The following is a 26,972-nucleotide window of genomic DNA, read 5'->3' as shown; positions in this document are numbered from 1 at the left end:
GACCTTCCCGGCGATGTCCGGAGGCCGAGCTCCCTACCTTTCGGGCGCGCCGGGTGGGACGAACGGTAGGTCGGTCGGGGCACCGTCCTCGATGAGCCGCCACAGGGCTTCCGTGTCCAGGTGCTCCTCGACCAGGTCGCCGAGCAGGTCGAGGTTGCGTTCCCGGGCGGCGGCGAAGGACGTGTCCGGTGCGACCCGGAAGCCGGTACGCCCGGCGAGGCGGGCCGCCCGGGTGAGGAACCAGCGGCGGAACTCGTCGGACTCGAACGTGCCGTGCCAGTGGGTGCCGTGCACGACGCCGTGCATCGCGCCCTCGCCGCCACCGGCGGGATCACGCAGTAGCGGGGGCACCTGCGGATCGGCGGTCGAGACGTACCCGTGGTGGATCTCGTAGCCGTGGACCGGACGGTCACCCTCGCCGCTGCCCACCGCCGGTCGGACGGTCTTGCGGTGGTCGAAGGTGATCTCGATGGGGAGCAGGTCGAGGCCGGGCACGGTGCCCTGCCGGCTCTCCACCGGGTCGTGGATGGTACGGGCCAGCATCTGGTAGCCGCCGCAGATGCCGAGCACCGGACGGCCCGCCGCGACGTGCCCCGTGACGGCGTCGGCGAGGCCCGTCTCGCGCAGCCAGGCCAGGTCCGCCACCGTCGACTTCGAGCCGGGCAGCACCACCAGGTCGGCGGCGGCGAGTTCGGCCGGCTCGACGGTCAGGCGTACCCGCACCCCCGGCTCGGTCGCCAGCGCCTCGACGTCGGTGGCGTTGCTGATCCGGGGCAGCCGTAACACCGCCACGTCGAGCCACTCGGTGCCGCGCGGGGCGGCCGGACGACCGAGCACCCGGCCGTAGGCGAGTGAGTCCTCCGCGTCGAGCCACAGGTCCAGTGCCCAGGGCAGCACCCCGTACGTCGGGCGACCGGTGAGCTGCCGCAGCATCTCCAGGCCGGGCGCGAGCAGACCCCGGTCACCCCGGAACTTGTTGACCACGAAGCCGGCGACGAGGGCCTGGTCGGCGGGTTCGAGCAGGGCGAGGGTGCCGAACATCGCGGCGAACACCCCGCCCCGGTCGATGTCACCGACGACGATCGTGGGCAGCCGCGCGTGCCGGGCCAGCCCCATGTTCACGTAGTCGCCGTCGCGCAAGTTGATCTCCGCCGGGCTGCCGGCGCCCTCGCAGATCACCACGTCGTACTCCGACCGCAGCTCGGCCAGGGCCGCGTACGCGGTCTCGGCGAGCCGGGGACGCAGGGTCCGGAAGGTACCGGCGGTGATCGTGTCGACCGCCTCGCCGAGCAGCACCACCTGGCTGGCCAGGTCGCTGCCGGGCTTGAGCAGCACCGGGTTGAACCGCAGGTCCGGCGCGAGCCCGCAGGCCGCCGCCTGCATCGCCTGGGCCCGGCCGATCTCGCCGCCCCGGCCGCCCGGCCCGAGCACCACGGCGGAGTTGTTCGACATGTTCTGCGCCTTGAAGGGCGCCACCTTCACACCTCGCCGATGCAGCCACCGGCAGATGCCCGCGGTGAGCACACTCTTGCCGGCGTCCGAGGTCGTCCCGGCGACCAGCAGCCCACCGCTCACCGACGGCCCGCCCGCCGAGCCACCTTGTCGGCAAGCGGACCGGCCCGGCGGGCGGCGGCACCCACCAGACGGCCCGCGGTCAACGGGTACGCCACCGCGAGACCGAGGGTCGCCAGCCCGACCGCCCGGGAGATGCGGGCGGCCCGGGCCAGGTGCCGTGCCTGGGGGCGAGGCCCGTCGCCGAGGAACGGACGCACCTCCGTGCGACCGAAGTACACGTTGCGCCCGCCCAGCCGGACGCCCAACGCCCCGGCCATCGCCGCCTCGCACTGCCCGGCGTTGGGGCTGGGATGGTCGTCGCGGTCCCGCCGCCACACCCGCCAGGCCCGGGCCCGGTCGCCCTTGCCGGCCGGCGCCAGCGCCACGGTCAGCAGCCCGGTCAGCCGGGCGGGCACCAGGTTGAGCAGGTCGTCCAGCCGCGCGGCCGGGGTCCCGAAGCGGGCGTAGCGAACATTGCGGTGGCCCACCATCGCGTCGAGGGTGTTCGCCGCGCGGTAGCCGAGCAGGCCGGGCAGCCCGGCGACCGCACCCCAGACCAGTGGGGCGACCACCGCGTCGGAGGTGTTCTCCGCCACCGATTCCACCGTCGCGCGCGCGAGTTCGGGTTCGTCGAGTGTCGACGGGTCCCGCCCGCAGAGATGCCCGAGGCGCTGTCGGGCGGCCGGCAGGTCGCCGCCCCGCAACGACCGGCCCATCGTCTTCGCCTCGTGCCGCAGGCTGCGCCCGCCCAGCACCGCCCAGGTGCCGGCGGCGACAAGCACGGCCCGGGCCACCGGCCGACGCCGGGTGCCCACGGTGGCGGCCACGCCGATGGCCACCGGCGCGCCCACGCAGAGCGCGGTGAAGAACGCACCGGCCAGCCGTTCCGGGCGGTAGAGACGACGTTCCAGGGCGGCGGCGGCCCGACCGAATCCGGCCACCGGATGCCCCCGGCGGGGGTCACCGAACAGTGCGTCCAGCGCGTAGCCCGCGACCAGTCCCGTCGCGTTCGCCACCGCACCCGCGTGTCGCACGGCTTGTCACCCCCGGGCGGTCAGCCTAGCCGAGTCGAGTCGACGGGATCGGCCGGCGGAGCCCGCCCACGACCGCAGCCGTACCGGATGGCACCACCGTCGACGGGTGGTGACCGGACCCGTCGCCGGCCCGGTCACCTGATCACCAGTGGCGAGCGGCCGTACCACCCACCGTCCGGCGAGTGCCCGGTCACCAATCGTCGACGGCCATCCGGCGGCAGCGATGTCAGACGGGTTGGGGCAGCCGTCCACGCCCTCGACGACCACGCCCGGTCGCGGCATCGCCCGCCCCCGATTCCTCCGGGCGCACCGCCGACTCGGTCCTGGTCTCGGTGGCAGGGGCGGGCACCGGAGCCAGTTCGTCGAAGGCGCCATCTCCAGCCTCGGCGATCTCGTCGAACTCCGCCGAGTGGAGCTGGTCCCCGGCCGACGTCCCGGACCCGGGCGTCGACCCGGACCTTTCCACCGAGCCCGGGTCGAACCCGGCCACCGAGTCCGGGTCGACGCCGGCCACCGAGCCCGAGGTGGGCCCACCGGGCCGGCCTGGGTCGAGTTCACCGGCCAGACCGGCCCCGAAGCCGGACATGTCGGGCAGCTCGAAGTCGTCGTCGACCGGGCGGTGGTCGAGCCGGGCCGGTGCCTCGTCGTCCGGTACCGGCTCGGTCGGCTCCCCCTGCACCCGCCGCTCCGCGTCGGCGTCGGAGACCGCGCTGGTGGCCAGGGTGGGCCGGTTGCGCAGGAACCGCCCCCGACCCCGGGACAGGTCGTGGCCGACCGCGACGGCCTCCAACTCGTACAGGGTGCGGTGGTTGCCGGCGTCGTCAACCCAGTCACGGGTGTAGAGCCGGCCGCAGACCACCACCGGGTCGCCGACCATCACCGAGGCGGCGACTCCCTCGGCGAGCTTGCGCCAGCAGTTGACGCGTACCCGCAGGCTGTTGCCGTCGACCCAGCGCCCGCTGTCGCGGTCGAGGCGTCGAGCGGTCGAGGCCACCTTGAAGTTGGCCACCAGGGTGTTGCTCTGGGCGGTGCGGCGCCACTCCGGCGCGGTGAGAACATTTCCGACAATCGTCATATAGGTGTCGAACATCGTCCCTCCTTGAAGGTCGGGCGGGCATTCGGCGAGTCGACTCGTCACCGAGCCTGCGGGCTTCGGCCCGTCCCGGACAGCCCAGGAGGTGGCACCTGTGGACGACCAGGCCAGCTGTGGACAAACGCCTGATCAAGGTCCTGATGTGGTAGGTCGATCGCCCCTGCCCCGCCGGGCGGTCGAAACCGATGATCAATGGGAAGCGGAAATGGTCACGTTCCGGACGGAGCCGACCTGGGTAGGGATCTCTGCAACCGCACGTGTGAGCACGACGTCGAACGAAAGGTCAGCGATCATGATGATGACCGTCACCCGTTCCACCCGCCCCACCGGGCAGGTGCGGCGATGAGCGCCGTGCAGAACCCCGCCACCGTGGCCACGTGCCTCCGGCTGGGCGCGGGCTTCTCCGACCGGGAGCGGAACCGCATCGTCGAGCAGTTCGCCACGCTCGACGCCCGCCTGGCCGGCTTCCACGCCGACGCCACCGACATGGAGCTGTCGGTGAAGGACCGGGAGGCCAAGGGCCAGAAGGTCACCCTGGAGTGCTGGATCGCCGGCCGGCAACGGGTCGTCGCCACCTCCACCGAGGAGGACCTGCACGCCGCGCTCAACGACGTCCGTGACGACCTGCGTCGTCAGCTGAACGACGCGAAGACCCGGCAGGAGCCCCGCAACAACAAGCACCTGCGGGTCAACGAACCGCCCGGCCCGGCCACGCCTACCGACGAGTTGGCCGGCGCCGGGACCACGACCGACGAGAGGTGAGCCTCGGGCCGGGCGACGGAAGGCCCGGCCGCGCCACCATGGAGGTGAACGACATGCCCAACGTGCAGCAACCCGAGATGCGCCGCAGCGGCGAGACCCGGCTGGTCCAGGACAGCGACGGCCCGATCGAGGGCGGTTCGTCCTCGGCCCGTCGGGAGCACCGCTCGGTGCCGGTCGACCAGGTGTCGCCGTACGGTCCCGGTCGTGGGCGGGCGGAGACCTCGCACGAGCCGGCCGGGCGGGAGGCCGTGGGCGACTGACCAGCGAACCACCCCCGTCCGCCGGGCGTCGGCGGGCGGGGGCTACCGCCCGGTAGCCGGCCGGCGTACCGTCGGCGGGGTGGAACCGGACGTGCTTGGCCCGCCCTACGAGCGGCAGATCATCGAACTGGGCCGGGACGACGAGGGTCCGGTGGTGGCGACGCTGGTTCGTCGCCGGGCGGAGCGCCCCACCGGGCGCGCCGTGCTCTACGTGCACGGCTTCGTCGACTACTTCTTCCAGACCCACGTGGCCGACTTCTTCGCTGCGCGTGGCTGGGACTTCTACGCCCTCGACCTACGCAAGTACGGTCGTAGCCTGCTGCCGCACCAGACCCCGAACTTCTGCCGCGACCTCGGCGACTACTTTCCCGAGTTGGACGCCGCCGCACGGATCATCCGCGACGAGGACGGGCACGACACCCTGCTGGCCATGGGCCACTCCACCGGCGGCCTGATCCTGTCGCTGTGGACCGACGCCCGCCGCGACGCCGGGCTGGTCGACGGGATCTTCCTCAACAGCCCCTTCTTCGACCTCAACGCCCCCTGGCTGGTACGGCGGCCCCTCGCGGCCGCCGTCGCCCGCCTGGGCCGCAGGGCGCCGCACCGCATCCTCCCGTTCGGGCTCGGCACGGTGTACGGCGAGAGCCTGCACGCCGACCATCGCGGCGAGTGGACGTACGACCTGGCCTGGAAGCCACTTGCCGGTTTCCCCGTCCGGGCCGGCTGGCTGGATGCCATCCGCACCGGTCAGCGGCGGCTGCGCGCCGGTCTGGACATCCCGGTGCCGGTGCTGCTCGCCTGCTCCACCCGGTCGTTCCGAGGCACGAAGTGGCAGGACGCGGCGACCCTGGCCGACGCCGTCCTCGACGTCGAACACATGGTCCGCTGGGCACCCCGGCTCGGCCGGCACGTCACCGTGTCCCGCTTCGACGGTGGCCTGCACGACCTCACGCTCTCCGGCCCCGCCGTACGCGAGAAGGTCTTCGCCGAGGTCGGTCGGTGGGCTGAAGCCTTCCTCTGCGCTGGACCGACGACCACCCGCCCGGCCCCGCCGCAGCCCCGCCCCTCGGCCGAGGAGGGAAACCCCACGGAAAGCCACTCCGCCGCGGACGCCTGACCATCGCCGACACCCGGCCGCTACGACCCGGCCTGACCACCCGTTTCACCGGGCGATGGCGGGGCGGCGGTACCCTTTTCGCGCGATACCACGTTGCGCCCGTAGCTCAGCGGATAGAGCAGGGGACTTCTAATCCCAAGGCCGCAGGTTCGAATCCTGCCGGGCGCGCCCTCACTCCCCAGCTCAGCGGCTTCCCGGTCCCGTCGGCCCCCACACCTCCCGTACAGCCAAATCGTTCATGCTGTGCCCTGCTTCGGCTCGGCTATGCCCGTCGAGATGACGACGGTGCAGAAGGCGGCACCGCGCAAAGGCGGTGCAGCCCCGCCCCACTCGGCCTGCTGGCGGCCTGCGGCCGGCATCGGCCGGCGGGGCGGGGATCTACGGCTTACCCGCGTTGCTCTGATGTTCGACGACGATCCGCGTCCTCGATGGCGTGGCGCACAGCTGTCCGGATCACGACGTACAGGACGACCTGCCCGACCAGCCACAGGACCGAGGCGAAGAACATCTGCGAGATGGAGGCATCGAGCAGCATGGGCGGCACAATAGTTCGAGGCAGCCTTCCCTGCTGTCCCAAGCTGCCCCTCTGCTAACGCCAGCATCAGCCACCGCCGTCCAGCCGTGGCGGGCCGAAGCGGTGAAGCTATGAGACGTCGAACAGGCGTAGGCCGTGGTACTCGGCGTAGTCCTTGCCGTTGAACGTCGCCAACGGAAGCCTGTCGACCAGGCAGCAGGTCGCGATCCTTACGCGATGCTGACCCGCCGAGAGGCGTACAGATCGGCGAGGAAGTCGTCCAACTCTTCGTCGGACTCGAACAGATCCGGCCGGGCCAGGTCATCAACGGAAGCGACCGGCCGCACACCCTGCCGGCGGGCCAACTCCTCCACCGGCACATGCTCGGCGGTCGGCCACTCGGGCATCTGCTCCGCATTGCTCGACATCACGACCCACCTCTTCACCCAAAACCGCCACTCATTGTCGCACGATCAGCACCGGCACCACCGTCACACAGGAGCGCGGAAAGCCGGCGGCACGGCAAGCCGCCCCCGGCCCGACAGGCCGGGGACGGCAAGCCACACGCCACCGGACAGCCGCACCGCCGCGCCAGCCACGTGCCAGTACCCGTGTCCCAACAGTCAGCAACGGTCATGATCGGACAGCACCGCCCCCCACTGAGCAGGCAATCCGGACAGATCACGACAACCGGAACGATCTTTCAAACCGAAGGTGTCCTTGCCTAGATCACCTGCGGGCCGTCAAACTTCGGACCTGAGAAGGGACCAGCGTGTATCGGCTTGAAACAGATCCGGTCGGCCACTCCATCGCCAAGCAGCTACGCGAGGTGCCCGAGCCGACGCGGCGCATCTTCTGCGCGGAGGTTTGTAACGCCGCACTCTCTCGTGCCGACGTTACGCATCCAGCACTGCGCGAGGCCGTCGATGAGATCAGATCGGGCCACGTGGCGAAGTTCCGGCGTGATGCTGTCGGCGCAATCGTCCACGAGCTTGATGTCGTCGCCTGGGATCTAGCTGACGAGGGCGGCGAGGCGTATCTGACTGCCTTCCGGCATGCGCGTGCCGCCGCAGCCGTCGAGCAGGGGATCGGCGAGCCCTCGGTCGCGGCCTGGGAGACCGCTTACGAGGCACACCACGCCGGGCTTGCCCTTGCCGAGGTAAAGCAGCTGTTGGCCGACTGTCTGTAGCGGCGAGCCGGCCGAAGGCCGGCTCGGCTGACCACCCGAGCAATCGGAATCAACGTCAGCCTGGCAGTCCCGCGATGAGGTTCGTATGTCCACGCACCTTGATCTTCGAGCCCGCTTGCTGAAGGGTTGCGCTGGCGGTGGAGCCGCGGGCTCGTCCACAAGGGATCATTGCCGAGTCTGCGGATCTCGGCACGACCAACGTGATGATCTTCTTCAATGGCGTGTCGGCGCGGATGCTGCACCGCAGGAGCTACCGACGCAAGGCCGAAGTCGGAACCGGCCGACCGGCAGAGAGGGACAAACAGGTGCGAAAATCAGCAAGCGAGCACGGGACCAGGGTCAGCACCGCAAAACGGATCGCGGTCTCCCTGACCCTTGCGCTCACTTCGACCCTCGGTGTTGTCGCAGTCACCGCTTCGCCAGCGCACGCGCTGCCGAAGAACTGCAACGGCACCCCCGGGACCGCCACCTACGGCGTCATGTGTCGGGGCGGCACCGGCTTCTACCGTGCCTGGACCGAGTGCAAGCATGTGAATTCAGGTACGAAGAAGCACGCCTACGGCAACGGTGTGGGTATCGGGGGGTACTCCAAGGCGAACTGCGGGTCCAACTACCGCATCACCAAGAACCGCGGGGTTACGAAGAGCAACTACCTGCCCCCGAACTGGTAGTCACGACCACACAGATTCACCACGACCGACGATCTCCAGCGAGATGCCGGTCGTAACTCTGGATGCTGCCGGTGGCGCTGCCCGAGGACCAACACGTCGGGCAGCGTCACCGGCCCCTAGGGCAGGTCGTCCTCGGGCGAGGAGCCCCGTCGGCGCAGGAGCGCGAGCAGGCCATGCCCGTCCTCGATGCGGACGTCCGGCCGCAGGTCGGGGCGGGACGGCTCGCGGTCGGTGCGTGGTGAGCGCATCAGGATCGCGGCGCCGGCACCGGCCCGACGAGCGCAGGCGACGTCGCGGTGCACGCTGTCGCCGACGAACCAGCAGTCGCCGATCGGTACGCCTGCAGCGTCGGCCGCCAGCCAGGCCAGGCGGGGGTTGGGCTTGCGGAGCCCGACCTCGTCGCTGTAGAACTCGGCCACGAACAGGTCGGACAGCCCGGCAGCGGCGAGGAAGTCCCGATGCGCCGCCCCGCAGAGCGCGTTGCTGACCACCGCCATCGGTAGACCTGCCTCGGCCGCGGCTCGCAGCGCCTCCGGGATGCCGGGACGGACCTGCCACTCCGGTCGCCACGCCCACGCGTACGCCAGCTGTGTCGCCGCTGCCTCGACCGCCGCGCGAGCCGGTTCGGGCCAGGTACGGGTCACGAAATCCGCCCACACCCGGGTGTGTGGCAGCTCGACCGGTTCGGTCGAGCGGCCGGCGTCGTCACGCCACCGCGCGTACACCTGACCGCCTGCGGTCAGGTCGGCGGCGATCTGCTCGGCCGACACCTCGCGGCCCACCATATCGGACAATCGACGTACCACATCCGGTGGCGCCGGGGGTTGACGCGGCGCGTCGGCCAGCACCCCGCCGAAGTCCAGCAGGAACGCACGGGGCGATCGCAACATGCCACCAACCTCGCCCACCGCCTGTCGGCACTACAGTCTGCCACCGTCAATCTTGGAAAGTTTCCGTTCTTCGCGAACGGAAACTTTCCAAGATTGGTTCGACCTGAAGTGGTGGAGGTTGATGGTCAGTTGGGCTGGCAGGGGGTGTCGTTGAGCTGGAAGTCGGTGGGGCGGTCGTTGGTGCCGGAGTAGGTGGCCTGGAAGCCGAAACTCACCGTGCCGTTCGTCGGCAGGCTGCCGTTCCAGGCGGCGTTGCGGGCGGTGACGTTCCTGCCGGACTGGGTGATCTGCGCGTTCCACCCGTTGGTGATCTGCTGGTTGCCGCTGAACGACCAGGTCACCGTCCAGCCGGCCAGGGCGGCACCCCGGTTGGTGACCCGGACGTCCGCGGTGAAGCCGGTGTTCCACTGGTTGGCCGTCCAGTTCACCGTGCAGGCGGCCGGCCCGGTGGTCGGCGGCGGCGTGGTGGGCGGGGGCGTGGTGGGAGGCGGCGTGGTCGGAGGGGGTGTGGTGGGGGGCGGCGTGGTGGCGTCGCGGGGTGGGAAGCGGAGGATACGGTCGTCGGTGGCCGCCGGGGTGCCTCGGCCGTCCCGGTTGCTCGTGGTGACCCAGAGCCAGCCGTCCGGGCCGTACTCGACGGTGCGCAGCCGCCCGTAGGTGCCCGTCAGCTCGGCGGTGGGCGTGCCGACACCCCCGGAACCGTTCAGTGGCACGTTCCACAGTCGGTTGCCCCGCAGGCTGGCCACGAAGAGCCGGTTGCCGGCGATCGTCGCACCGCTCGGTGACGCCTCGGCGGGAGTCCAGGTGAGCAGCGGGTCACGGAAGCGTGGGTCGTTGGCGCGGCCCTCCACGGTGGGCCAACCGTAGTTGCCGCCGGCGACGATCAGGTTGATCTCGTCCCAGGTGTTCTGACCGAACTCGGTGGCATACAGTCGGCCCTGGGCGTCCCAGGCCAGCCCCTGCACGTGGCGGTGGCCGAGGCTGTAGACCGGCGATCCGGCGGTCGGGTTGTCCGACGGGACGGTGCCGTCGGGCCGGATGCGCAGGATCTTTCCGTTTCGGCTCTGCGGGTCCTGTGCCGAGGCGGTCTGTCCGGCGTCGCCGACTCCGACGTAGAGCATCCCGTCGGGTCCGAACGCGATCCGGCCGCCGTTGTGGATCGCCGCACGGTTCAGCCCGGTGAGGATGGGCTGCTGGGTCTGCGGTGCGGTGAGCCGGAACCGGGCGATCCGGTTGTCGGTCGCGGTGGTGAAGTAGACGTAGATCCAGCCGTCCTGGGCGTAGCTCGGCGAGACGGCCAGCCCGAGCAGGCCACCCTCGCTCACCGGGGTCACGCCGGAGACGGTGACCACGGGCTCCGGCGACTGACCGGGCCGGACCCGCACCACCTGCCCGGTGGGGCGCTGGGCGACCAGGGCGCTGCCGTCGGGCAGGAAGTCCATCCCCCACGGCACCTGCAGGCCGGTGGCGACCGTCTCGGGCCGGGAGAAGTCGAAGTCGCCCACCGCGAACAACTCCGGTGCCGCGTCGCCGAGGGCGCCGGATGGACGTTCGGCGCTCGGCGCCGCGCCGGCCAGACCGGCGGCGCCGACGCCGCCGGCGACCAGACCGGCGGTGAGTACGGCCCCGACCGCGAGTCGGATCTTCATGCCACCCCCTAAGATCGATACTCGTAAATTTAACATGGTACCGGTGAACGTTCTGGAACTCGGCGCCGAGGGTGCGCAACGTGGACGCCGGTCCTGGCCGCACCCCGGGACCGATGGGTGCAGGGCCAGGTGACAGTGCCGCCGGCCGCCACCGGATATCACTGGCCCGGGCCGTTACGCCGGCCGTACGGTCACCGCCATGCGCCTACGCGACGAACTGGTATCCGATCACGACGCCGTGCACGAGTTGCACCGGAGCGCCTTCGGTGACCACGGGGAGGTGGTGGCGGCGCTGGTGCCGGCGCTGCGCAACGACGACCCGGAAGCCCTCAGTCTCGTGGCCGAGGAGGACCACGAGGTCGTGGGGCACGTGATGTTCACCCGCAGCCTGCTCGACGCGCCGCGTCGACTCGTACCGGTGCAGGTGCTCAGCCCGGTCGCGGTTGTACCGGACCGGCAGCGGCGCGGCATCGGTGGCGCTCTGATCAGGCACGGGCTGCGCCTGCTCGACGAGCGGGGCGTGCCGGCGGTCTTCCTGGAGGGCGATCCCGGCTACTACGCCCGCTTCGGCTTCGCCGCCGCCGGTGACCTGGGCTTCCGCCGGCCGTCGCTGCGCATCCCGGCCCCCGCATTCCAGGTGGCCAGGCTCTCCGGCTACGAGCCGTGGATGACCGGCACCTTCGTCTACTCGGCCACCTTCTGGCAGCAGGACTGTGTCGGGCTACGGGAGGACGACAGCAGCCGAGTGTGACGGATGGGCGACGCAGGGTCAACCTCGGCGTCACCCACGGTCATCACGGCCACTGCCGTGTGTTATTCTCCGGCGTCGATCTCCGCAGCGCGGACCCGGATCGGGTCGTTTGTCGCAAAGGACGCCTTCCCGATGTCGGCCCTGCCCAACCCGATCACGTCGCCTGCCACGGTGGACCGTCCGGCCGCCGGCGCGTTGGCGTTCATCTTCACCCGGCTACCGGCGCTGCTGCGGCTCTCCTGCGGCCTGTTCTGCCTCGTGGTGGCGCTCGCCGTGCGTACCCCGCCGGTACGTCCGGAGTTGCTACTGCCCGCCGTGGCGGTGCTGACCGGCTGGTCGCTCTGGTACGCGCTGCACGCCTGGCGGGACGGCGTCGGCACGCCACTCGTCGCCACCGACATGGCGCTTACCGGCGCCGCGTGCCTGGCGATCCCGGCCCTGGTCGCACCCGAGGTGCTGCCCGGTGAGGCCAGTTGGATCGCGGTACTGGCCAGCACCACCGTGATCAACGCTCAGGCGACCGCCCCGGCCCGCCTGTCGATTCCGGCCGGGCTGCTGGTCACCGCGGCGTACGCGACGGGTGCACACACGGCCGGGAACTCGACCGAGGCCAGGGCGCACGCGGCCACCCTGCTCGCCCAGACCGCCTGCACGGCGATGATGACCGCGGTGATGCGCCGCCGCATCACCCGGGCGGACACCGCCTTCGTGGCCGCTCAGCGGGCCGCCCGGGACGCCATGGTCGCCCGGATCGCGCGCGAGGCGGAACGACGGCAGAACCGCGACCTGCATGACACCGTGCTGGCGACGCTCACCATGGTGGGGCAGGGCGCGGTGGACAGGTTCTCCACCGCGCTACGCGAACGGTGTGCCGCCGACCTGCGTACCCTCGCCGCTCTGGCGGAGGCGCGCGCGGTGCCGCACGACGCGACCGCTCGACTGGACGAGCGTCTCCGGGCCGTGCTCGCCCGGCTGCCCGGCCTCCCGGTCGCCACCGACCTGCCACGGTGCACGGTGGCTGCACCTGTCGCGGAGGCCGTCGCGGAGAGCGCGCACGCCGCGCTGTCCAATGTGGTGAATCATGCCCCCGGCGCACGGGCGACACTGCGACTGCGGCGCTACGCCGGCACCGTCACGGTCGAGGTGATCGACGACGGTCCCGGTTTCGACCCGGCCACCGTGCCAGCACACCGGTACGGTCTGCGCGAGTCGGTACACGGCCGGATGGCGACGATCGGCGGGCGTGCCGACGTCGACTCCGCGCCCGGTCGCGGCACTCGGATCCGGCTGGAGTGGTCCGATGTCGGCTGAGCGGCTCTCGACGGACCCGGGGGCGAGCGAGACGGGATTCCGGCCACGAGCCGGCAATCCCACGTACGCCGAAGCCACCGCCCGTACGGCGTTCCTGCCGCAGCGGCCCCCGCCGGGTCCAGTGCCGAAGCCGATGGTCGGGTCGGCGTCCGACGAGGTCGGGGCGGTCCAGGCGGCCGCCGCGGTGGCGCGCACCTCCGACCGGGGCGCCCGGATCGTCGCGGTCACCATCGCGCTGGTCTGGCACCTGGCCATCGGGCTGCCCGCGGTGCTGGCCGCCGGGCCGGCACTGGCCGTACCCCAGGTGGTGCTCGGTGGCTGGCTGCTGGTGGCGGCGCTCGGCGTGATCGCCGGGATCCGACTGCTACGCGACACGCCGTTGCCGGCGGCGCCGTTGGCCGGCCTGCTGCTCGTCGTCGACGTGGCGGTCTTCGCCACCGTCGGCCGGTCCCATCTGTTCAGCCCGGCGAACTGGGTGTGGGGCACTCTCGCCTGGTTCTTCCTGGTGGTGCTCTGGGGGCGACCGGTGAGCCGGCTGCTCGTGCTGCTGGCTGCGCACGCGGCCACCGCGCTGACCGCCGTCGTGCTGCACGGCGCGACGGGCGCCGCCGATCTGGCCCGCGCCACGATGGCCCTCTACGGCACGTCGTCGCTGCCGGTGGCGGTCTTCGCCGGTGCGGCGGTACTCGCCACGCTGTCCCGGCAACGGGCCGCCACGGCTGCGGCCACGAACGCGACGGTGGCCGAGCGGGAGGCCGCCGAACGGGCCCGGCACGAACGGGGCGAGCGGCTGGCTCTGGTCAGTCGTGCCGCCACCGAGGTGCTCACCGAGTTGGCTCGTGGGCAGGCTGACCCGGCCGACCCGCAGGTGCAGCGACGGTGCGTACGCGCCGCCGCCCGGCTCCGTCGCCTGATCGCCGAGTCGGACGACGTGCCCCATCCGCTGCTGCACGAACTGCGGGCCGCGGCCGATCTGGCCGAACGCAACGGCCTACCGATCGACCTGGTCACAATTGGTACACCGCCACCGTTGCCGGTGCGGGTCCGCCGGAGCCTGGCTGATCCGCTCACCGCCGGCCTCGCGGACGCCCACGACTGGGCCCGGTTGACCGTCGTCTCCGACCCCGACGAGGTGGTGGTCAGTCTCGTCACACCCGACCGGGAAGGCCCGGACACCACCGGGCATGCCACGGAGGACGGCGACGGGCAGGTGGAGCACCTCTACGAACGGGACGGGAAGATCAGATGGACACAGACGCGCTGGCACCGGTGACATCGGGGCGGCCCGTCGGGGTGGCGATCGTGGACGACCACCCGGTGGTCATCGACGGGGTGCGCGCCTGGCTCGCCACCGAGCCCCGGTTGACCGTGCTGGCCACCGGTGACGATCCGGACGAGGTGCTGCGGGCGGCACCGCAGGCCGACGTGATCCTGCTCGACCTGCGGTTGCACGGCAGGTTGGTGCTGGACAAGCTGGCCGAGCTGAGCTCCGCCGGACGACGCGTGGTCGTCTACTCGGAACACTCCGACCCGGCGACGATGCTGGCCACGCTGGACGCCGGGGCGGTGGCGTTCCTCGCCAAACACGAGGGACGCGAGCACTGCGTGGCGACCGTGCTGGACGCGGCGAGCGACCGCCCGTACGTCGCGCCGGCGCTGGCCGGCGCGATGGTCGGTGATCCGCGACCGGACCGGCCGGTGCTGTCCGACAAGGAACGTGAGGCGCTGCTGCTGTGGTTCCAGTCGATGTCGAAGGCGTCGGTGGCCCGGCGGATGCGGATCAGCGAGCACACCGTGAAGCAGTACGTCGACCGGGCGCGGATCAAGTACACGCGGGCCGGTCGCCCGGCCGCGACCAAGGCGGCCCTGCTTGCCCGGGCGATCGAGGACGGACTCGTCCGACCGGAGGAAATTGGTATCTATCGGTCGCGCGCGTCGACCGATCAGCCGACCCCCTAACGGGCGTCATGACAGCGGCGGAAGTCTCGGCGAGGCTCATGGGTAGATGCCGTCCGCACCGGAGGTCCCGACGATGCACGATGACGCGTCCCCGTTCTTCATCGCACCGCACCGGTTCGACGTGGCGGACGACGGCACAGGCCCGGTGCTGGACCGGCGGCACGAGTTGGTGCCGGAGTGCGGCGAGCAGGTGCTCGATCGCCACCGGGTGGAGGTGGCCGGATACCTACTCAGTCCCAGCGACGCCCACCGCACCTGGGCGCTGCCCACCCCGGTCACCGTCACCCTCACCGACCACCGACTGGCGTATGTGAGTGGCGGAACGCAGCTCGCCCTTGTCGAGGCCGGTCGTCGTACGGCGGCCCGGCTGCCGGGGCTGGTGAGTGGGCAGATCCGCTGGCAGTGGCCGTCCCGACTGGAACTGTTGCCCGGCGGCGGCGGCAACCCGGCGAGGTTGCTGGTGATCTGCGACGCGTTGCGGACCATTCGGCAGCCGGCGCTCGCCCTGGTCGGCCCCGACGCTCGGATCGCCGAACTCGCCCGTCAGCTTCGCCACGCCGTCGCCACCTTCCGGCTGGTCCGGCCGGAGCTTGTGGACCTGTCTCCGCCGGAGCGGGACGCGCTGGCCCGCCTGGCCCGGACCGCGTCGCTCGCCAGCACGGGGCGGGTGCTGCTGCCCGGTGCCCTGCCGGTGGAGTTCCACTCCCGCGAGGACTACTACCGGCCGAGGCACGTCGACGCACAGCCGTACGACGCGGCGTCCGGCCAGCGGTAGGTCACCGGCACCCCGCCGGCTCGACCTGGTCAGCGGGGCGCGGAGCGCCGGTCGTCGGCGTCGAGCACCGCCGCCTCCTGCAGGGTCGGCGCGCTGCCGCCGAGATGCGCCGGCAACCACCACCGGTCCGCCGGCGTGGCGGGCTGGTCCGGGTACTCCCGCTGAGCCCGCTCGACAAGCGCGGTCAGCCGGGTACGCAGTTCCTCGGTCATCGTGGCGGGGTCCGGGTACCCGGACGGGTCCATGGGCTCGCCGACCAGGATGGTGATCGGGGTGTGTCGGCGGGTGAGCGTACGCGGGCGTCCCTTCGTCCACAGTCGTTGGGTGCCCCAGAGCGCGACCGGCAGCACCGGTACCTGCGCCTCGCGGGCCATCCGGGTGGCCCCGCTCTTGAGCTCCTTGACCGTGAAGGAGCGACTGATCGTCGCCTCGGGAAACACACCCACCACCTCACCCGAGCGCAGCGCGGCGACCGCGGCGGCGTACGAGTCGGCACCGGCGCCCCGGTCCACCGGGATGTGTCGCATGCCGCGCATCAGCGGGCCGGACACCCGGTGCCGGAACACCGAGTCCTTGGCCATGAACCGGACGAGTCGCCGGGACTCCAGAGCGCCCAGGCCGCAGAAGATGAAGTCCAGGTAGCTGACGTGGTTGCTGGCCAGCACGGCCCCGCCGGTCCGGGGGACGTGGTGATCGCCCTCGACGGTGAGCTTGAGGTCGAGGACCCGGAACATCGTCCTGGCGGCGGCGATCACGGGCGGGTACACGAGTTCCGGCATCCCGGAACTTTACCCCGAGTAGGTTACGCACCGGTAGGGACGGCGGTCACCTCGCCCTTCCGGGACGTGGCCGGGTGACCCGTCGCCCGGTCGGGCAACCCGGCCGCGTCGGTCAACCGGCGTGCAGATCGAGCCGACCACGGGCGAAGGCGTCCACCCGCCCCCACCGGCCCGGGATGTCCAGCACCTCGATCCGGCCCATGCCGACCGGCAGCCGCGGCTCGACCGCCAGGTGCCCCTCGTGCGGCTCCAGACCGAGCATGGTCCGCAGCAACAGCAGCGGGGCACCCGTGGACCACGCCTGCGGACTGCACGCCGTCGGGTACTCCACCGGGAACTTCGTCTGCTCACGCGGGTAACCGCCGAACGCCTCCGGCAACCGGCCGTCGAAGTACCGGGCGGCGTCCAGGATGCCGTTGGCGATCATGGCGGCCTCCTCGGCGAAGCCGTACCGACGCAGCCCCCAGGCACAGAACGAGGTGTCGAAGGGCCAGACGGTGCCGTTGTGGTAGCCGATCGGGTTGTAGCGCACCTCGCCCTCGGCCAGGGTCCGCACCCCCCAGCCGGTGAACAGCCGCGGCCCGACCAGGTGGTTGGCGATCTGCTCGGCCCGGTCGTCGTCGACGATCCCGCTCCAGAGCAGGTGGCCGATGTTGGAGCTGAGCACGTCGCACTGGCGCCCGTCCGGGTCCAGCGCGAGCGCGTAGTAGCCGCCGTCCTCGACCCACCAGTCCCGGTTGAACCGTTCCTTGAGCGCCGCGGCCTCCCGCTCCAGCTGGTCGGCGTACGCCGGGTCGTCCCAGAACTCGCGGGCCAGCCGCGCGCCGCGCATCTTCGCGTCGTACGCGTACCCCTGCACCTCGCAGGTGGCCCGGGGAAACGGCGGCAGCGTGCCGTCACGGTAGGAGATGGAGTCCCAGGAGTCCTTCCAGCACTGGTTCTCCAGGCCGGTGTCGGTGTTCCGCCGCTCGTACCAGATGTAACCGTTGCCGACCAGGTCGGCGTACTCGTCGATCCACTTGAAGGCCCGGCGGCACTCCTGCTCCAACTCCTTGACCAGCGCGGCGTCGCCGCTCCACTGCTCGTACTCGTCGAGCAGCACCACGAACAGCGGCGTCGAGTCGACCGCTCCGTAGTACGGCGAGTGCGGCTGCTCCTCGAACGCGGCGCTCTCGCCGTACCGCATCTCGTGCAGGATCCGACCGGGATCCTCTTCCCGGAAGTCGTCGAACCGGGTGCCCTGCAGGGCCGCGAGGATCCGCAGCGTGGTCGGGCTCAGCTGCGGGGTGAACGGCAACGTCTGCAGACAGGTCAGGATGCTGTCCCGGCCGAACATGGTCATGAACCAGGGCAGACCGGCGGCGGGCAGGGTCTGACCGCCAAGCGACAGCGGCGAGAAGCGCAACGCGGCCAGGTCGACGATGCACGTGCGGTACGTGGCGGCCAGCCGGTCGTGCTCGCTGTTCACCGTCGGCGCCTTGGCGATCCACTCCTCCAGGTCATGTTGCAGGGCGAGCCGCTCGGTGCCGTGCGCCTGCAACCCGAGACGCAGATCCCGACCGCCCGGGCCGACCGCCAGGGTCTGCACGTCGATGCGGGTGTCCCACTGCTCGTTCGGTTCCAGGTGGATGGAGTACGCGAATCCGTTGCGGTCGTACCGGGCCGGCGCGGAGGACGAGATGATCGTCTCGCGCTTGAAGTTGCCCCGCCGGTAGCCCAGGCGCAGCCGGTCCGGCTCCGCCTCGGAGTAGATCTCGCCCTTCTTGTTGAGGATCTCGTCCTTGACCTCGAACAGATCGGCGAAGTCGCAGGCGGCGTCCATCCGGATCTCCAGGTCGACCGCCTTCTCGTCGTGGTTGAGGATGGTGATGTCCTCCCGGAAGCTCCCACCGACCGCCCGCTCCCGGATGATCGACAGCTTCGCGTCGACGTAGTGCGTGGCCAGCCCGGGCACCAGGAAGAAGCGCGACTCGTAGTACTGGAGGTCGTCGTAGGACAGGGCGTTGAGCCGCTCGCCGTTGACCGTGAGCACCCACTTGGAGAGAAAGCGGGTGTCGAGGGAGAACAACCCGGTCGGTTCGGTAGGTGTCGCCTCGATGTCCCCGGTGGCCTCGCTGACGACGAAGTTGTTGCCGTCCAGGATCCGTACGGTGTGGCTGGGTGCCATCACGACACCCCCTTCCGGTAGCGCTGCGGTCCCCTGGCGTGCGGCGATCCGGGGAAGATCCGGTCCACCTGCACCACCAGACGGGCGTCGCCGGTGACCGTCATGTCCCCCCGCAGCAGCGCCGCCAGACCGTTCTCCCGGCCGGTGACCAGCTCCTCGAAGAGCGCGGGACTGGTGCCGACCACCGTGTCCGCCTCCATGTCCTGCCGACTGACCTGGATGTTCCCCCGGTCGATCCGCACCAGCCAGTGCGTGGTCTGCGGCCCCTCGTGCAGGTCGAAACGCAGGGCTCCGGAGATCTTCGCCAGCAGGGGCTCGTACCCCTGCTGGTCGAGGTCCTCGAAAAACCGCGTGGTCGCGTCCGCCATCGGGCCCTCCTCCCGGTCGCTCGTGTCCCGCAGGAGGGGTCCCCGAGCCCCGGTGGCTCAACCTCACCCGGATGGGGTGAATCGTCGGCGTGGGCCGGCTGGCCGTGGACAAGGCCGGTCGCGGGTGTCGCCGGTTCCGGACAGCGCGGTACCGAGCGGCACGAAGCCGGCTCCCGATGACTCGGGAACCGGCTTCGGTCGCGACGATCAGTTGTTGGGGTCGTCGGCGCTGATGTCGGCAAGCACCGACTGGGGCTCCCGCTCGACCGCCAGATCGCCCATGGACACCAGGCCGATCAGTCGGCCGTCCTCCACCACGGGCAGCCGCCGCACGGCGTACGTCCGCATCAGGTCGGCGGCGGCGACGGCGTCGTCGTACTGACTCACCGTCACCACATCCCTGGTGGTGATCTGGTTCAGCCGGGTGGTGTCCGGGTCCATGCTCTCCGCCACGCCTCGGACCGTGATGTCCCGGTCCGTGACGATGCCGACCACGTTGTCGCCGTCGGTAACCACCACGTCACCAATCGCGGAGTCGCGCATCTCCTGAGCCGCCGCGACGAGCGTGGCGTTGCCGTCCATGGTCACCAACCGGGTTGTCATGAACTCTCCGACCGTTGTCATGGCGCCTCCCTCTCCGGTGTCGGGCAGCCTCGGGTCTACCCGACCGCCGCGGCCAGTAACGTGGCCGGTCAGCCGCGTGGCGGGACACCGTACAGGCGCTCCACGCGCAGCCGCAGCGCCAGCCGACGGTCGGCCACCATGGCCCGGCGGAAGTCGTCCCAGTCCGGATGCTCCCCCTGCACGGTCCGGTAGAGGTCGACCAGTTCGGCGACCGTGTCGTCGCTCGGCTCCGCCGCGACCGGGGTCAGCTCGGCCCGCACCTCGGCCACCGCGTACGCCCAGCCGTCGTCGCCGGCGACGTGGAAGCTGGCCCGGGGGTCGCGGCGGAGGTTCGCGGTCTTCGCCCGGCCGTCGGTGACCGACACCCGGATCAGCCCGGCCGCCCGGTCGTAGGCGTAGACCACGTTGGACAGCTGGGGCCGCCCGTCCCGCCGGATGGTTGCCAGCACCCCGAGCGACCGGCTCGCGATCAGGTCATCCAGGCCACGTCCGGCCTGCTCGTCGGTCACGGCATCCTCCCGATCGGTGTACGGACGACGGCTCAGCGTTCGGCGGCGACCAGTTCGGCGAGTTGCACGGCGTTGAGCGCCGCGCCCTTGCGCAGGTTGTCGTTGGAGCAGAACAACGCCAGGCCGTGCTCGACGGTCTCGTCGGCACGGATCCGGCCGACGAACGTCGGATCCTGCCCGGCCGCCCGCAACGGCGTCGGCACGTCGGAGAGCGCCACCCCGGGCGCGCCGGCGAGCAGTTCGTACGCCCGTTGCGCGCTGATCGGCCGGGCGAACCGGGCGTTGATCTGAAGCGAGTGACCGGTGAAGACCGGCACCCGCACACAGGTTCCGGAGACCTTGAGGTCGGGGATCTCCAGGATCTTGCGGCTCTCGTTGCGGAGCTTCTGCTCCTCGTCGGTCTCCGCCGACCCGTCGTCGACGATCGAGCCGGCCAGCGGAAGCACGTTGAAAGCGATCGGCTCGGCGAACGAACGGGGCGCGGGAAAGTCCACAGCGGCACCGTCGAAGGTGAGCCCGGTGGCGTTCTCGGCGACCTTGCGGACCTGCTCGTCAAGTTCGGCGACGCCGGCCAGGCCGGCACCGGAGACCGCCTGGTACGTGGCGACGACCAGGGCGACAAGTTCCGCCTCGGCGTGCAGCGGACGCAGCACCGGCATCGCGGCCATGGTGGTGCAGTTCGGGTTGGCGATGATGCCCTTGGGCCGGGCGGTGGCGGCATGCGGGTTGACCTCGGCGACCACCAACGGCACCTGCGGGTCCATCCGGAACGCCGACGAGTTGTCGATGACGACCGCACCCGCGGCGGCCACCCGTGGTGCCAACTCCTTCGCGGAGCCCTTGCCGGCCGAGAAGAGCACGATGTCCAGCCCGGAGTAGTCCGCGGTTGCCGCGTCCTCGACGGTGATCTCCTCGCCGCGCCACGGGAGCGTACGCCCGGCCGAGCGCGCCGAGGCGAACAACCGCACCTGCTCCGCCGGGAAGTCCCGCTCCGCCAGCACCTGCCGCATCACGCCACCGACCTGGCCGGTGGCTCCCACAATGCCGATCCTCATGCCCGCGAGGCTACCCAGCCCGGTGCCTCGACCGGGAACGCTTTCCCACCCCCGGGGATCCCAGCGGCGGAGTCGAACCGGCCCGGTCCGGGACAGTCGTCCCTCGCCGGCCGGTTCCGCCGGAAGAACACCGCCGCACCACCCCGACCGACCGCAGCATCTCAGCCCAGCCCGCCTTCGCCCGCGACCGACGTCACATCCTGGGCAACTCCGCCGACGGGTGGTCGGTCAGCTCGCCGAGACCGGTGGCCACCAGTTCGTCCCTGATCACCGCGGCGTCACCCTCCACCACCAGGGTCAGCGACTCCGGGCGCAGGTGCGTGGCGGCGGCCGCCGAGACCTGGTCCACCTGCGCGCCGAGCAGTTCCTCCCGCAGCCGGGCGTGGTAGTCGTCCGGCAGGTCGTGCACCACGAGCGTGCTCAGTGCCCCGGCGATCGCCCGAGGGCTCTGCAACTCGACCGAGAGCTGGCCCGCCCGCCAGGACCGGGCCACCGCCAACTCGTCCTCGGTCACCCCACCGGCCTGGGTACGCGCGATCTCCCCGACCACTTCGACAAGCGCCGGTGCGGTGACGGCGGTCTGCACGTTCGAACTGACCGCGAACCGGCCGAACCGACGGGACGAGCCGAAGTCGCCCCGGATTCCGTACGTGTACCCGCGGACCTCCCGGATGAGGTGGTTGAGCCGGGAGGTGAACGCGCCTCCGAGCACCGTGCCGGCGAGCGCGATCGGCACGTGGTCGGGATGTGCCCGGTGCGGTCCGGGATGACCGAGCCGCAGCGTGGACTGCACCGATCCGGGCCGATCGACGAGGATGATCCGCCGCCCGGCCCGCACCGGCACCTCGATCGGCGTCCCCCGGTCGACCGGCCCGCCGCCGGTGCCGGTGAACGCCGTGGCGGCCAGGGCGTCCAGGTCGAGCCGATCCAGGTCACCGGCGACGACGAGGGTTCCCGGCCGGATGAACCACTCCGAGTGGAAGACGGTCACGTCCTCCACGTCCAGGCCGGCCACCGAGTCGGGGTCGCCGTACATCGGCCGGCCCCACCGGTTGCCGGCGCCGAACAGGTCGGCGCGCAGCGCCGCGTCGGCCCGTGGCCCGGGGTTGGCCCAGTCCATCCGCAGCGCGGTCACCTCGTCGTCGCGGACCCGCCGGACGTCGTCCGGGTCCAGCCGCGGGGTGCGCACCGCCTCGGCGAGCAGTTCCACCGCCGCGCCCAGCCGGCCCACCGGCACCTGCACGCTCGCCTGGAAGGTGTCCCAGTCCAGCCCGGTCACCAACTCGGTGCCGAGCGCCTCGATCGCCAGCGCGTACGCGGTGGCATCACGCTGGGTGGTGCCTTCCTCCAGTGCCTTGGCCAGCACCCCGCCGAGCCCCTCGCGGCCCACCGGTTCCCGGCCGGCGCCGGCGTCCAGCAGCAGCATCGCCACGGCGAGGTTCTGCCCGGGCAGGTGTGCGGCAACGACGTCGCCACCAGCGACGGAGCGGCGGACCACCTGGGGAAAGCGGTACGGGCGGGCCGTACCCGGACCGGGACGATCAGCGATCAGAGTCACCGGGCGATCCTTTCGTTCGCGACTGCGGGGCTCACGGATGCCCGCCCACCGCACCCCACCGGGCGGCGTCGCCCGCTGCTGGCGCTCACTGCTTGTCCTGCGGGAGGTAGGTGAGGGTCGCCCGGTCGTCGGCGCGGAGCACCTCGGCCGCCACCTCGGCGATCTGCTCGGCGGTCACCGCGAGCCAGGCCGGTAACCGCTCGGCCACCGTGGTCGGGTCGCCGAACTGGGTGGCGTACCGGCTCAACACGTCCGCCCGACCGTCCACCGTGGACATTTGCCGCCACCACGCGGTGGTCAGCAACGCCTTCGCCCGGTCGAGCTCGGCGGCGGTGACCGGCACGGTCGCCAGCTCGTCGACCACCTCGGCGAGCCCGGCGGCCAACCGCTCACCGCTGACTCCCGGGCGGGCGGTGGCGGTGGCGATCAGTGGTGCCGGTGCGTGTGCCAGATCCACCCCGTACGCCCCGACCAGATCGGGTTGGGCGATCCGCTCACCGTCGGCGAGCCGCTGGTAGAGCCGGCTGCCCCGACCACTGCCGAGCACGGTGGCCAGCACGGTCACCACGTCGTAGCCGGGGCTGCCGAACGGGTGAGTGCGGTGCGCGACGTACACCCGGGGTGCCGGCACCTCGGTGACCACCGTTTCCACGGCGGGCACTCCGCTGGCTGGCACGACCCGGCCGTCGGGTGCCGCCGGGATCTCCGGCCGGGGCGGGATGCCACCGAAGTACTTCTCGGCCAGGGCGACGACCTCGTCGACGGTGGTGTCGCCGACCACGCTGAGCACGGCGTTGTTCGGCGCGTAGTAGGTCTGGTGGAACGCCTGAAAGGTGGCCAGGTCAGCGGCGTTCAGATCGGCCATCGAGCCGATGGTGGCGTGATGGTACGGGTGACCCGGCGGATAGAGCAGCGGCAGCAGCCGCAGCCAGGCGTCGCCGTAGGGCACGTTCTCGTACCGCTGCCGCCGCTCGTTCTTGACCACGTCCCGCTGGTTGTCCAGCGTCTCCTGGGTCAGTGCCGGCACCAGCCCGCCCATCCGGTCGGCCTCCAGCCAGAGCGCCAACTCGAGGTGCTCCGCCGGCACCGTCTCGAAGTAGTTGGTGCGATCCGGGTTGGTGGTGGCGTTGAGCGAGCCGCCGGCCCCTTGGACCAGCCTCATGTGCTCGGTCTTCGCCACGTGCGTGGAGCCCTCGAACATCAGGTGCTCGAAGAGATGCGCGAAGCCGGTCTGACCGGCCGGCTCGTGCCGGGAACCCACGTCGTACCAGAGGTTGACCGCGACCGCCGGGGCGGTGCGGTCCTCGCTGACCACCACGCGCAGGCCGTTGTCCAGTCGGGTCGTCGAGATCGGCCAGGGGTAACCGCTGTCGGGCATGGCACCGACGCTATCCGATCTTTCGCCTCGGCAGGCCACGGGACGCCCCACCGGCGAGCCGCGTCCACGGACGGCCCGCCGCTCAGTCCGGCGGTTCCACCGGGTTGACGGTCTGATCCGAGGTGCGCCGCTCCAGCACCGTGTCGGGGGCGACGTTCTGGTTGGCCTCCCGGGCGTCGGACTCGGTGAGGATCGCGTCGGCCTGGGCATGAGCGTCGTCGCTGCCGGCCGCCGCCTCCTCCGGTAGCAGGTGGGCGCGGGACTCCACCCGCTCCTGGTCGCTTCGCTCGTCAGTCATGCCGCTCCTCATACCCCGCCCCCGTCTCCCCCACTCGGGCGAGAAAGGGCCCCTTTCCGACGCCTGACGCGTTGGACAAGGGGCCCTTCCGATCGGTTCAGCGGAACGGGCCACGCACCTCGTAGGTGATGCCGCCGGACGAGGAGCCGGAGGTGCCGCGCTGCGACGAGAAGTACAGCCGGGTGCCGTCCGGTGAGAAGGCCGGCCCGCAGATCTCCGAGGAGGACTGACCGGTGATGCGCAGGAACGGGGCGACCACCCCGGCCGGGGTGATGATGTTGATCTCCATGTTGCCGCCGTCCTCGGCCACGTAGAGGTCGCCCGAGCCGGTGCCGGTGATGTTGTCCACCCCGGTAAGCGGCGCGGTGCCGGAGACCAGTGAGTCGTCGTAGGCCAGGTCGATGCGCTGGTTGACCGCGTCGTACGCCCACACCCGGTTGTCACCCTTGGTGGTGAACCAGCAGGTGCCGTCGTCGTACCAGCAGCCCTCGCCACCGTTGAACCGCTTGGCGCCGGAGACCTGGCTGCGGGTCACCGTCGGCGACCCGTCCGGGTCCGGCACTCGCGCCCAGGTCACCGGGCCGCTGGTGGCGGACCCCGCGACCAGCACCTCCAGGGTGCCGGCGGAGAGGTTGCCCCAGGTGTTCGGCCGGAACCGGTAGAAGCAGCCGTTGCTCTCGTCCTCGGTCAGGTAGATCACTCGACGGTCCGGGTCGCAGGCGGCGGCCTCGTGCTTGAACCGTCCCATCGCCGGCCGCTGCACCGCGGCGGTACCGCCCTGCGGGTACGTCTCGTAGACGAACCCGCGGTTGACCTCCTCGCAGGAGAGCCAGGTGCCCCACGGCGTGGCCCCACCGGCACAGTTCTGGTTGGTGTTGGCGAGGATCCGGTACGCCGAGGCAATGCTGCCGTTGGCGTTGAAGCGCACCGCCGAGGCACCGCCGCCGGGGGTGATCTCGGAGTTCGAGACGTAGATCCAGCCCGTGCCGGCGACGAAGCAGGCACCTCCGTCGGGCGCGTCGTGCCAGGTGTACGACGTCCCGGAGACGGCCTGGCGGGACCGGGCGATCACCCGGCTGGTGAATCCGGTGGGCAGCCGGATGCCGTTGCTGTCGGCGCTGCCCAGTGAGCCGTACGGGCTGGGGCCGGGCTGGGCGGGTGCGGCCACGGCGGCGCCCGCCCAGAGGCTGCCGGAGAAGGCGGCGGCGCCACCGGCGACGGTGGCGCGCAGGACGGTACGACGATCCATCTGTACCTCCGGAGGAGCAGCGTTTGGTGACGCTGAAATTACCGGCGGTTTTATCGATGTCGGTGAACACGAGACGAGGCTTTGTCGACGGGAGGATGAGCACTCGGGCACGGTCGGGTACGCTTACCGCCGTGACGCGCTCGTATCGATGGTTTAGGCAGCCGGCTCGGCCGGTGACCTCACCATGATCTGACGTCACCGAATTCGAGCCGGCCGGGCAGGAGCTTTCGTTCCTGCCCTTTCGCGTACGAGCAGCCGGCTCGACCCGGGCACCGGCCCCGGGTGCGGTCGGCGGAAGGATGCCCACCGTGACGACACCGGAGAACCACCGGGTCATCGACCAGCGGATCGACCGTGTCGTACCGCTTACCACCCCGGCCCTGCTGCTGCACGAACTGCCGCTGGACGCCGCCCTCACGGCGGCCGTGCTGGCTGGCCGTCGGGCGGTCGGCCAGGTGCTCGACCGTACCGACGACCGGCTGCTGGTGGTGGTCGGGCCGTGCTCGGTCCACGACCCCGCCGCCGCCCTCGACTACGCGCACCGGCTCCGCGCGGCGGCCGAGCGGGTCGAGGAGGATCTGCTCGTCGTGATGCGGGTGTACTTCGAGAAGCCGCGTTCCACCGTGGGCTGGAAGGGGCTGATCAACGATCCCGGGCTGGACGGTTCCGGTGACGTCAACACGGGGTTGCGCCGTGCCCGGGCGTTGCTGCTCGACGTGCTGCGTCTCGGCCTGCCGGTGGGTTGTGAGTTCCTCGACCCGATCACCCCGCAGTACATCGCGGACACCGTCGCGTGGGGGGCGATCGGGGCGCGCACCGTGGAGAGCCAGGTGCATCGCCAACTCGCCTCGGGGCTGTCCATGCCGATCGGCATGAAGAACCGTCCCGACGGCAGCATCGCCACCGCGGTCGACGCGATCCGGGCGGCCGGCGTACCGCACGTCTTCCCGGGCATCGACGTCTCCGGCACGCCGGCGATCATGCACACCCGGGGCAACGCGGACGGGCACCTGGTGCTGCGGGGTGGCGGCGGCCGGCCGAACTACGACGGCGCGTCGGTGGCCGGCGCGCTGGACCTGCTGCGGGCAGCGGGGCTGCCGGAACGACTGGTGGTGGACGCCAGTCACGCCAACAGCGGCAAGGACCACCGTAACCAGCCCGTGGTCGCCGCCGACGTGGCGGCGCAGATCGCCGCCGGCCAGCGCGGCATCGTGGGGATCATGCTGGAGAGCTTCCTGGTACCGGGTCGGCAGGACCTCGACCCCACCCGCGAACTCACCTACGGCCAGTCGGTCACCGACGCCTGCATCGGCTGGGACACCACCGACGAGGTGCTCACCGACCTGGCCGCCGCCGTCCGCACCCGCCGCGCCACCACCCCCTCCCTCCCCACCCCCGCCTAACACCCACCCCCCACCCCACCGCCCGTGTTGATCATGAGGTTGACAGCACCGTAGA

The 26,972-nt window shown here is 71.4% G+C and carries 28 protein-coding genes and 1 tRNA gene; 12 read left to right on the top strand and 17 right to left on the bottom strand.

Going from position 1 to position 26,972, the window contains the following annotated elements; all coding sequences use genetic code 11:
- Nucleotides 1-33 precede the first annotated feature (33 nt).
- From KBX00_RS26730 to KBX00_RS26720, 3 genes are all read right to left on the bottom strand, one after another.
- The gene (locus KBX00_RS26730; RefSeq protein WP_210830828.1) at nt 34-1,575 is read right to left on the bottom strand and encodes a cobyric acid synthase; all 1,542 of its coding nucleotides are present in this window, start codon (nt 1,573-1,575) and stop codon (nt 34-36) included.
- Nucleotides 1,572-2,588: a cobalamin biosynthesis protein gene (locus tag KBX00_RS26725; RefSeq protein WP_210830827.1), complete on the bottom strand. Its 1,017-nt coding sequence runs from the start codon at nt 2,586-2,588 to the stop codon at nt 1,572-1,574. The genes KBX00_RS26730 and KBX00_RS26725 overlap by 4 nt, the downstream gene beginning before the upstream one ends.
- A 226-nt stretch (nt 2,589-2,814) precedes the next feature.
- Nucleotides 2,815-3,678 (bottom strand): single-stranded DNA-binding protein, encoded by an 864-nt coding sequence (locus KBX00_RS26720; protein WP_210830826.1) that lies wholly within the window; start codon nt 3,676-3,678, stop codon nt 2,815-2,817.
- A 345-nt stretch (nt 3,679-4,023) separates the two neighbouring features.
- Here KBX00_RS26720 and KBX00_RS26715 point away from each other — a divergent pair, with 345 nt between their 5' ends.
- The 4 genes from KBX00_RS26715 to KBX00_RS26700 all read left to right on the top strand — a co-directional run bounded on the left by KBX00_RS26715 (nt 4,024) and on the right by KBX00_RS26700 (nt 5,988).
- Complete coding sequence (locus tag KBX00_RS26715; protein ID WP_164447469.1) at nt 4,024-4,443, top strand: HPF/RaiA family ribosome-associated protein; 420 nt, start codon at nt 4,024-4,026, stop codon at nt 4,441-4,443.
- A gap of 53 nt (nt 4,444-4,496) precedes the next feature.
- Nucleotides 4,497-4,703, top strand: a complete 207-nt coding sequence (locus KBX00_RS26710) for a hypothetical protein (RefSeq protein WP_210830825.1) — start codon at nt 4,497-4,499, stop codon at nt 4,701-4,703.
- 79 nt (nt 4,704-4,782) lie between these two features.
- Nucleotides 4,783-5,820, top strand: coding sequence for an alpha/beta hydrolase (locus tag KBX00_RS26705; protein WP_210830824.1), 1,038 nt, complete (start codon nt 4,783-4,785; stop codon nt 5,818-5,820).
- A gap of 95 nt (nt 5,821-5,915) precedes the next feature.
- Nucleotides 5,916-5,988 (top strand) — tRNA-Arg (locus KBX00_RS26700).
- A gap of 217 nt (nt 5,989-6,205) precedes the next feature.
- Here the strand turns inward: KBX00_RS26700 and KBX00_RS26695 are convergent.
- On the bottom strand, nt 6,206-6,355 hold the full coding sequence (locus KBX00_RS26695) for a hypothetical protein (protein ID WP_210830823.1): 150 nt from the start codon (nt 6,353-6,355) through the stop codon (nt 6,206-6,208).
- Nucleotides 6,356-6,564: 209 nt separating this feature from the next.
- Nucleotides 6,565-6,762 (bottom strand): hypothetical protein, encoded by a 198-nt coding sequence (locus KBX00_RS26690; RefSeq protein ID WP_210830822.1) that lies wholly within the window; start codon nt 6,760-6,762, stop codon nt 6,565-6,567.
- Between the two features lie 344 nt (nt 6,763-7,106).
- Here KBX00_RS26690 and KBX00_RS26685 point away from each other — a divergent pair, with 344 nt between their 5' ends.
- Both KBX00_RS26685 and KBX00_RS26680 read left to right on the top strand, forming a co-directional pair.
- On the top strand, nt 7,107-7,523 hold the full coding sequence (locus KBX00_RS26685) for a hypothetical protein (RefSeq protein WP_210830821.1): 417 nt from the start codon (nt 7,107-7,109) through the stop codon (nt 7,521-7,523).
- A 137-nt stretch (nt 7,524-7,660) separates the two neighbouring features.
- Entirely contained in the window at nt 7,661-8,194 is a 534-nt protein-coding gene (locus KBX00_RS26680) for a hypothetical protein (RefSeq protein ID WP_210830820.1), read from the top strand.
- A 116-nt stretch (nt 8,195-8,310) separates the two neighbouring features.
- Here the strand turns inward: KBX00_RS26680 and KBX00_RS26675 are convergent, their stop codons facing one another.
- Both KBX00_RS26675 and KBX00_RS26670 read right to left on the bottom strand, forming a co-directional pair.
- Nucleotides 8,311-9,084 carry an HAD family hydrolase gene (locus tag KBX00_RS26675; protein WP_210830819.1) on the bottom strand — a complete coding sequence of 258 codons (774 nt, stop codon included), beginning with the start codon at nt 9,082-9,084 and terminating at the stop codon, nt 8,311-8,313.
- 125 nt (nt 9,085-9,209) lie between these two features.
- Entirely contained in the window at nt 9,210-10,733 is a 1,524-nt protein-coding gene (locus KBX00_RS26670) for a PQQ-dependent sugar dehydrogenase (RefSeq protein WP_210830818.1), read from the bottom strand.
- Between the two features lie 199 nt (nt 10,734-10,932).
- Between KBX00_RS26670 and KBX00_RS26665 the strand changes: the two genes are divergently transcribed.
- From KBX00_RS26665 to KBX00_RS26645, 5 genes are all read left to right on the top strand, one after another.
- Nucleotides 10,933-11,484: a GNAT family N-acetyltransferase gene (locus KBX00_RS26665; protein WP_210830817.1), complete on the top strand. Its 552-nt coding sequence runs from the start codon at nt 10,933-10,935 to the stop codon at nt 11,482-11,484.
- A 132-nt stretch (nt 11,485-11,616) separates the two neighbouring features.
- Nucleotides 11,617-12,795: a sensor histidine kinase gene (locus KBX00_RS26660; protein ID WP_210830816.1), complete on the top strand. Its 1,179-nt coding sequence runs from the start codon at nt 11,617-11,619 to the stop codon at nt 12,793-12,795.
- A 133-nt stretch (nt 12,796-12,928) separates the two neighbouring features.
- Nucleotides 12,929-14,068, top strand: a complete 1,140-nt coding sequence (locus tag KBX00_RS26655) for a hypothetical protein (RefSeq protein ID WP_301548678.1) — start codon at nt 12,929-12,931, stop codon at nt 14,066-14,068.
- Nucleotides 14,041-14,754, top strand: coding sequence for a response regulator transcription factor (locus KBX00_RS26650; protein WP_210830815.1), 714 nt, complete (start codon nt 14,041-14,043; stop codon nt 14,752-14,754). Before KBX00_RS26655 ends, KBX00_RS26650 begins: the two co-directional genes overlap by 28 nt.
- A 73-nt stretch (nt 14,755-14,827) precedes the next feature.
- Entirely contained in the window at nt 14,828-15,529 is a 702-nt protein-coding gene (locus KBX00_RS26645; RefSeq protein ID WP_210830814.1) for a hypothetical protein, read from the top strand.
- A gap of 29 nt (nt 15,530-15,558) precedes the next feature.
- Here the strand turns inward: KBX00_RS26645 and KBX00_RS26640 are convergent, their stop codons facing one another.
- From KBX00_RS26640 to KBX00_RS26595, 10 genes are all read right to left on the bottom strand, one after another.
- Nucleotides 15,559-16,308 (bottom strand): 1-acyl-sn-glycerol-3-phosphate acyltransferase, encoded by a 750-nt coding sequence (locus KBX00_RS26640; protein WP_210830813.1) that lies wholly within the window; start codon nt 16,306-16,308, stop codon nt 15,559-15,561.
- A gap of 112 nt (nt 16,309-16,420) precedes the next feature.
- Nucleotides 16,421-18,475: a glycogen debranching N-terminal domain-containing protein gene (locus KBX00_RS26635; protein WP_210830812.1), complete on the bottom strand. Its 2,055-nt coding sequence runs from the start codon at nt 18,473-18,475 to the stop codon at nt 16,421-16,423.
- The gene (locus KBX00_RS26630) at nt 18,475-18,843 is read right to left on the bottom strand and encodes an SCP2 sterol-binding domain-containing protein (protein ID WP_210830811.1); all 369 of its coding nucleotides are present in this window, start codon (nt 18,841-18,843) and stop codon (nt 18,475-18,477) included. Before KBX00_RS26630 ends, KBX00_RS26635 begins: the two co-directional genes overlap by 1 nt.
- 207 nt (nt 18,844-19,050) lie before the next feature.
- Nucleotides 19,051-19,467: a CBS domain-containing protein gene (locus KBX00_RS26625; protein ID WP_210830810.1), complete on the bottom strand. Its 417-nt coding sequence runs from the start codon at nt 19,465-19,467 to the stop codon at nt 19,051-19,053.
- 68 nt (nt 19,468-19,535) lie between these two features.
- The gene (locus KBX00_RS26620) at nt 19,536-19,976 is read right to left on the bottom strand and encodes a PPOX class F420-dependent oxidoreductase (protein WP_210830809.1); all 441 of its coding nucleotides are present in this window, start codon (nt 19,974-19,976) and stop codon (nt 19,536-19,538) included.
- A 32-nt stretch (nt 19,977-20,008) separates the two neighbouring features.
- The gene (locus KBX00_RS26615; RefSeq protein ID WP_210830808.1) at nt 20,009-21,031 is read right to left on the bottom strand and encodes an aspartate-semialdehyde dehydrogenase; all 1,023 of its coding nucleotides are present in this window, start codon (nt 21,029-21,031) and stop codon (nt 20,009-20,011) included.
- Nucleotides 21,032-21,224: 193 nt separating this feature from the next.
- A complete protein-coding gene (locus KBX00_RS26610; RefSeq protein WP_210830807.1) occupies nt 21,225-22,589 on the bottom strand; it encodes a pitrilysin family protein in 1,365 nt (454 codons plus the stop codon).
- 85 nt (nt 22,590-22,674) lie between these two features.
- A complete protein-coding gene (locus KBX00_RS26605) occupies nt 22,675-23,967 on the bottom strand; it encodes a pitrilysin family protein (RefSeq protein WP_210830806.1) in 1,293 nt (430 codons plus the stop codon).
- Nucleotides 23,968-24,049: 82 nt separating this feature from the next.
- Nucleotides 24,050-24,265, bottom strand: coding sequence for a hypothetical protein (locus KBX00_RS26600; protein WP_210830805.1), 216 nt, complete (start codon nt 24,263-24,265; stop codon nt 24,050-24,052).
- 97 nt (nt 24,266-24,362) lie between these two features.
- Nucleotides 24,363-25,514 (bottom strand): alkaline phosphatase PhoX, encoded by a 1,152-nt coding sequence (locus KBX00_RS26595; protein ID WP_210830804.1) that lies wholly within the window; start codon nt 25,512-25,514, stop codon nt 24,363-24,365.
- Between the two features lie 299 nt (nt 25,515-25,813).
- Here KBX00_RS26595 and KBX00_RS26590 point away from each other — a divergent pair, with 299 nt between their 5' ends.
- Nucleotides 25,814-26,917: a 3-deoxy-7-phosphoheptulonate synthase gene (locus tag KBX00_RS26590; protein ID WP_210830803.1), complete on the top strand. Its 1,104-nt coding sequence runs from the start codon at nt 25,814-25,816 to the stop codon at nt 26,915-26,917.
- The last annotated feature ends 55 nt before the right edge of the window (nt 26,918-26,972 follow it).

Origin of the sequence: Micromonospora sp. C95 (assembly GCF_018070465.1) — a bacterium.
Lineage (GTDB): Bacteria > Actinomycetota > Actinomycetes > Mycobacteriales > Micromonosporaceae > Micromonospora.
The sequence above is the reverse complement of the archived record's forward strand: the minus strand, read 5'-3'. Positions and strand labels throughout refer to the sequence as shown.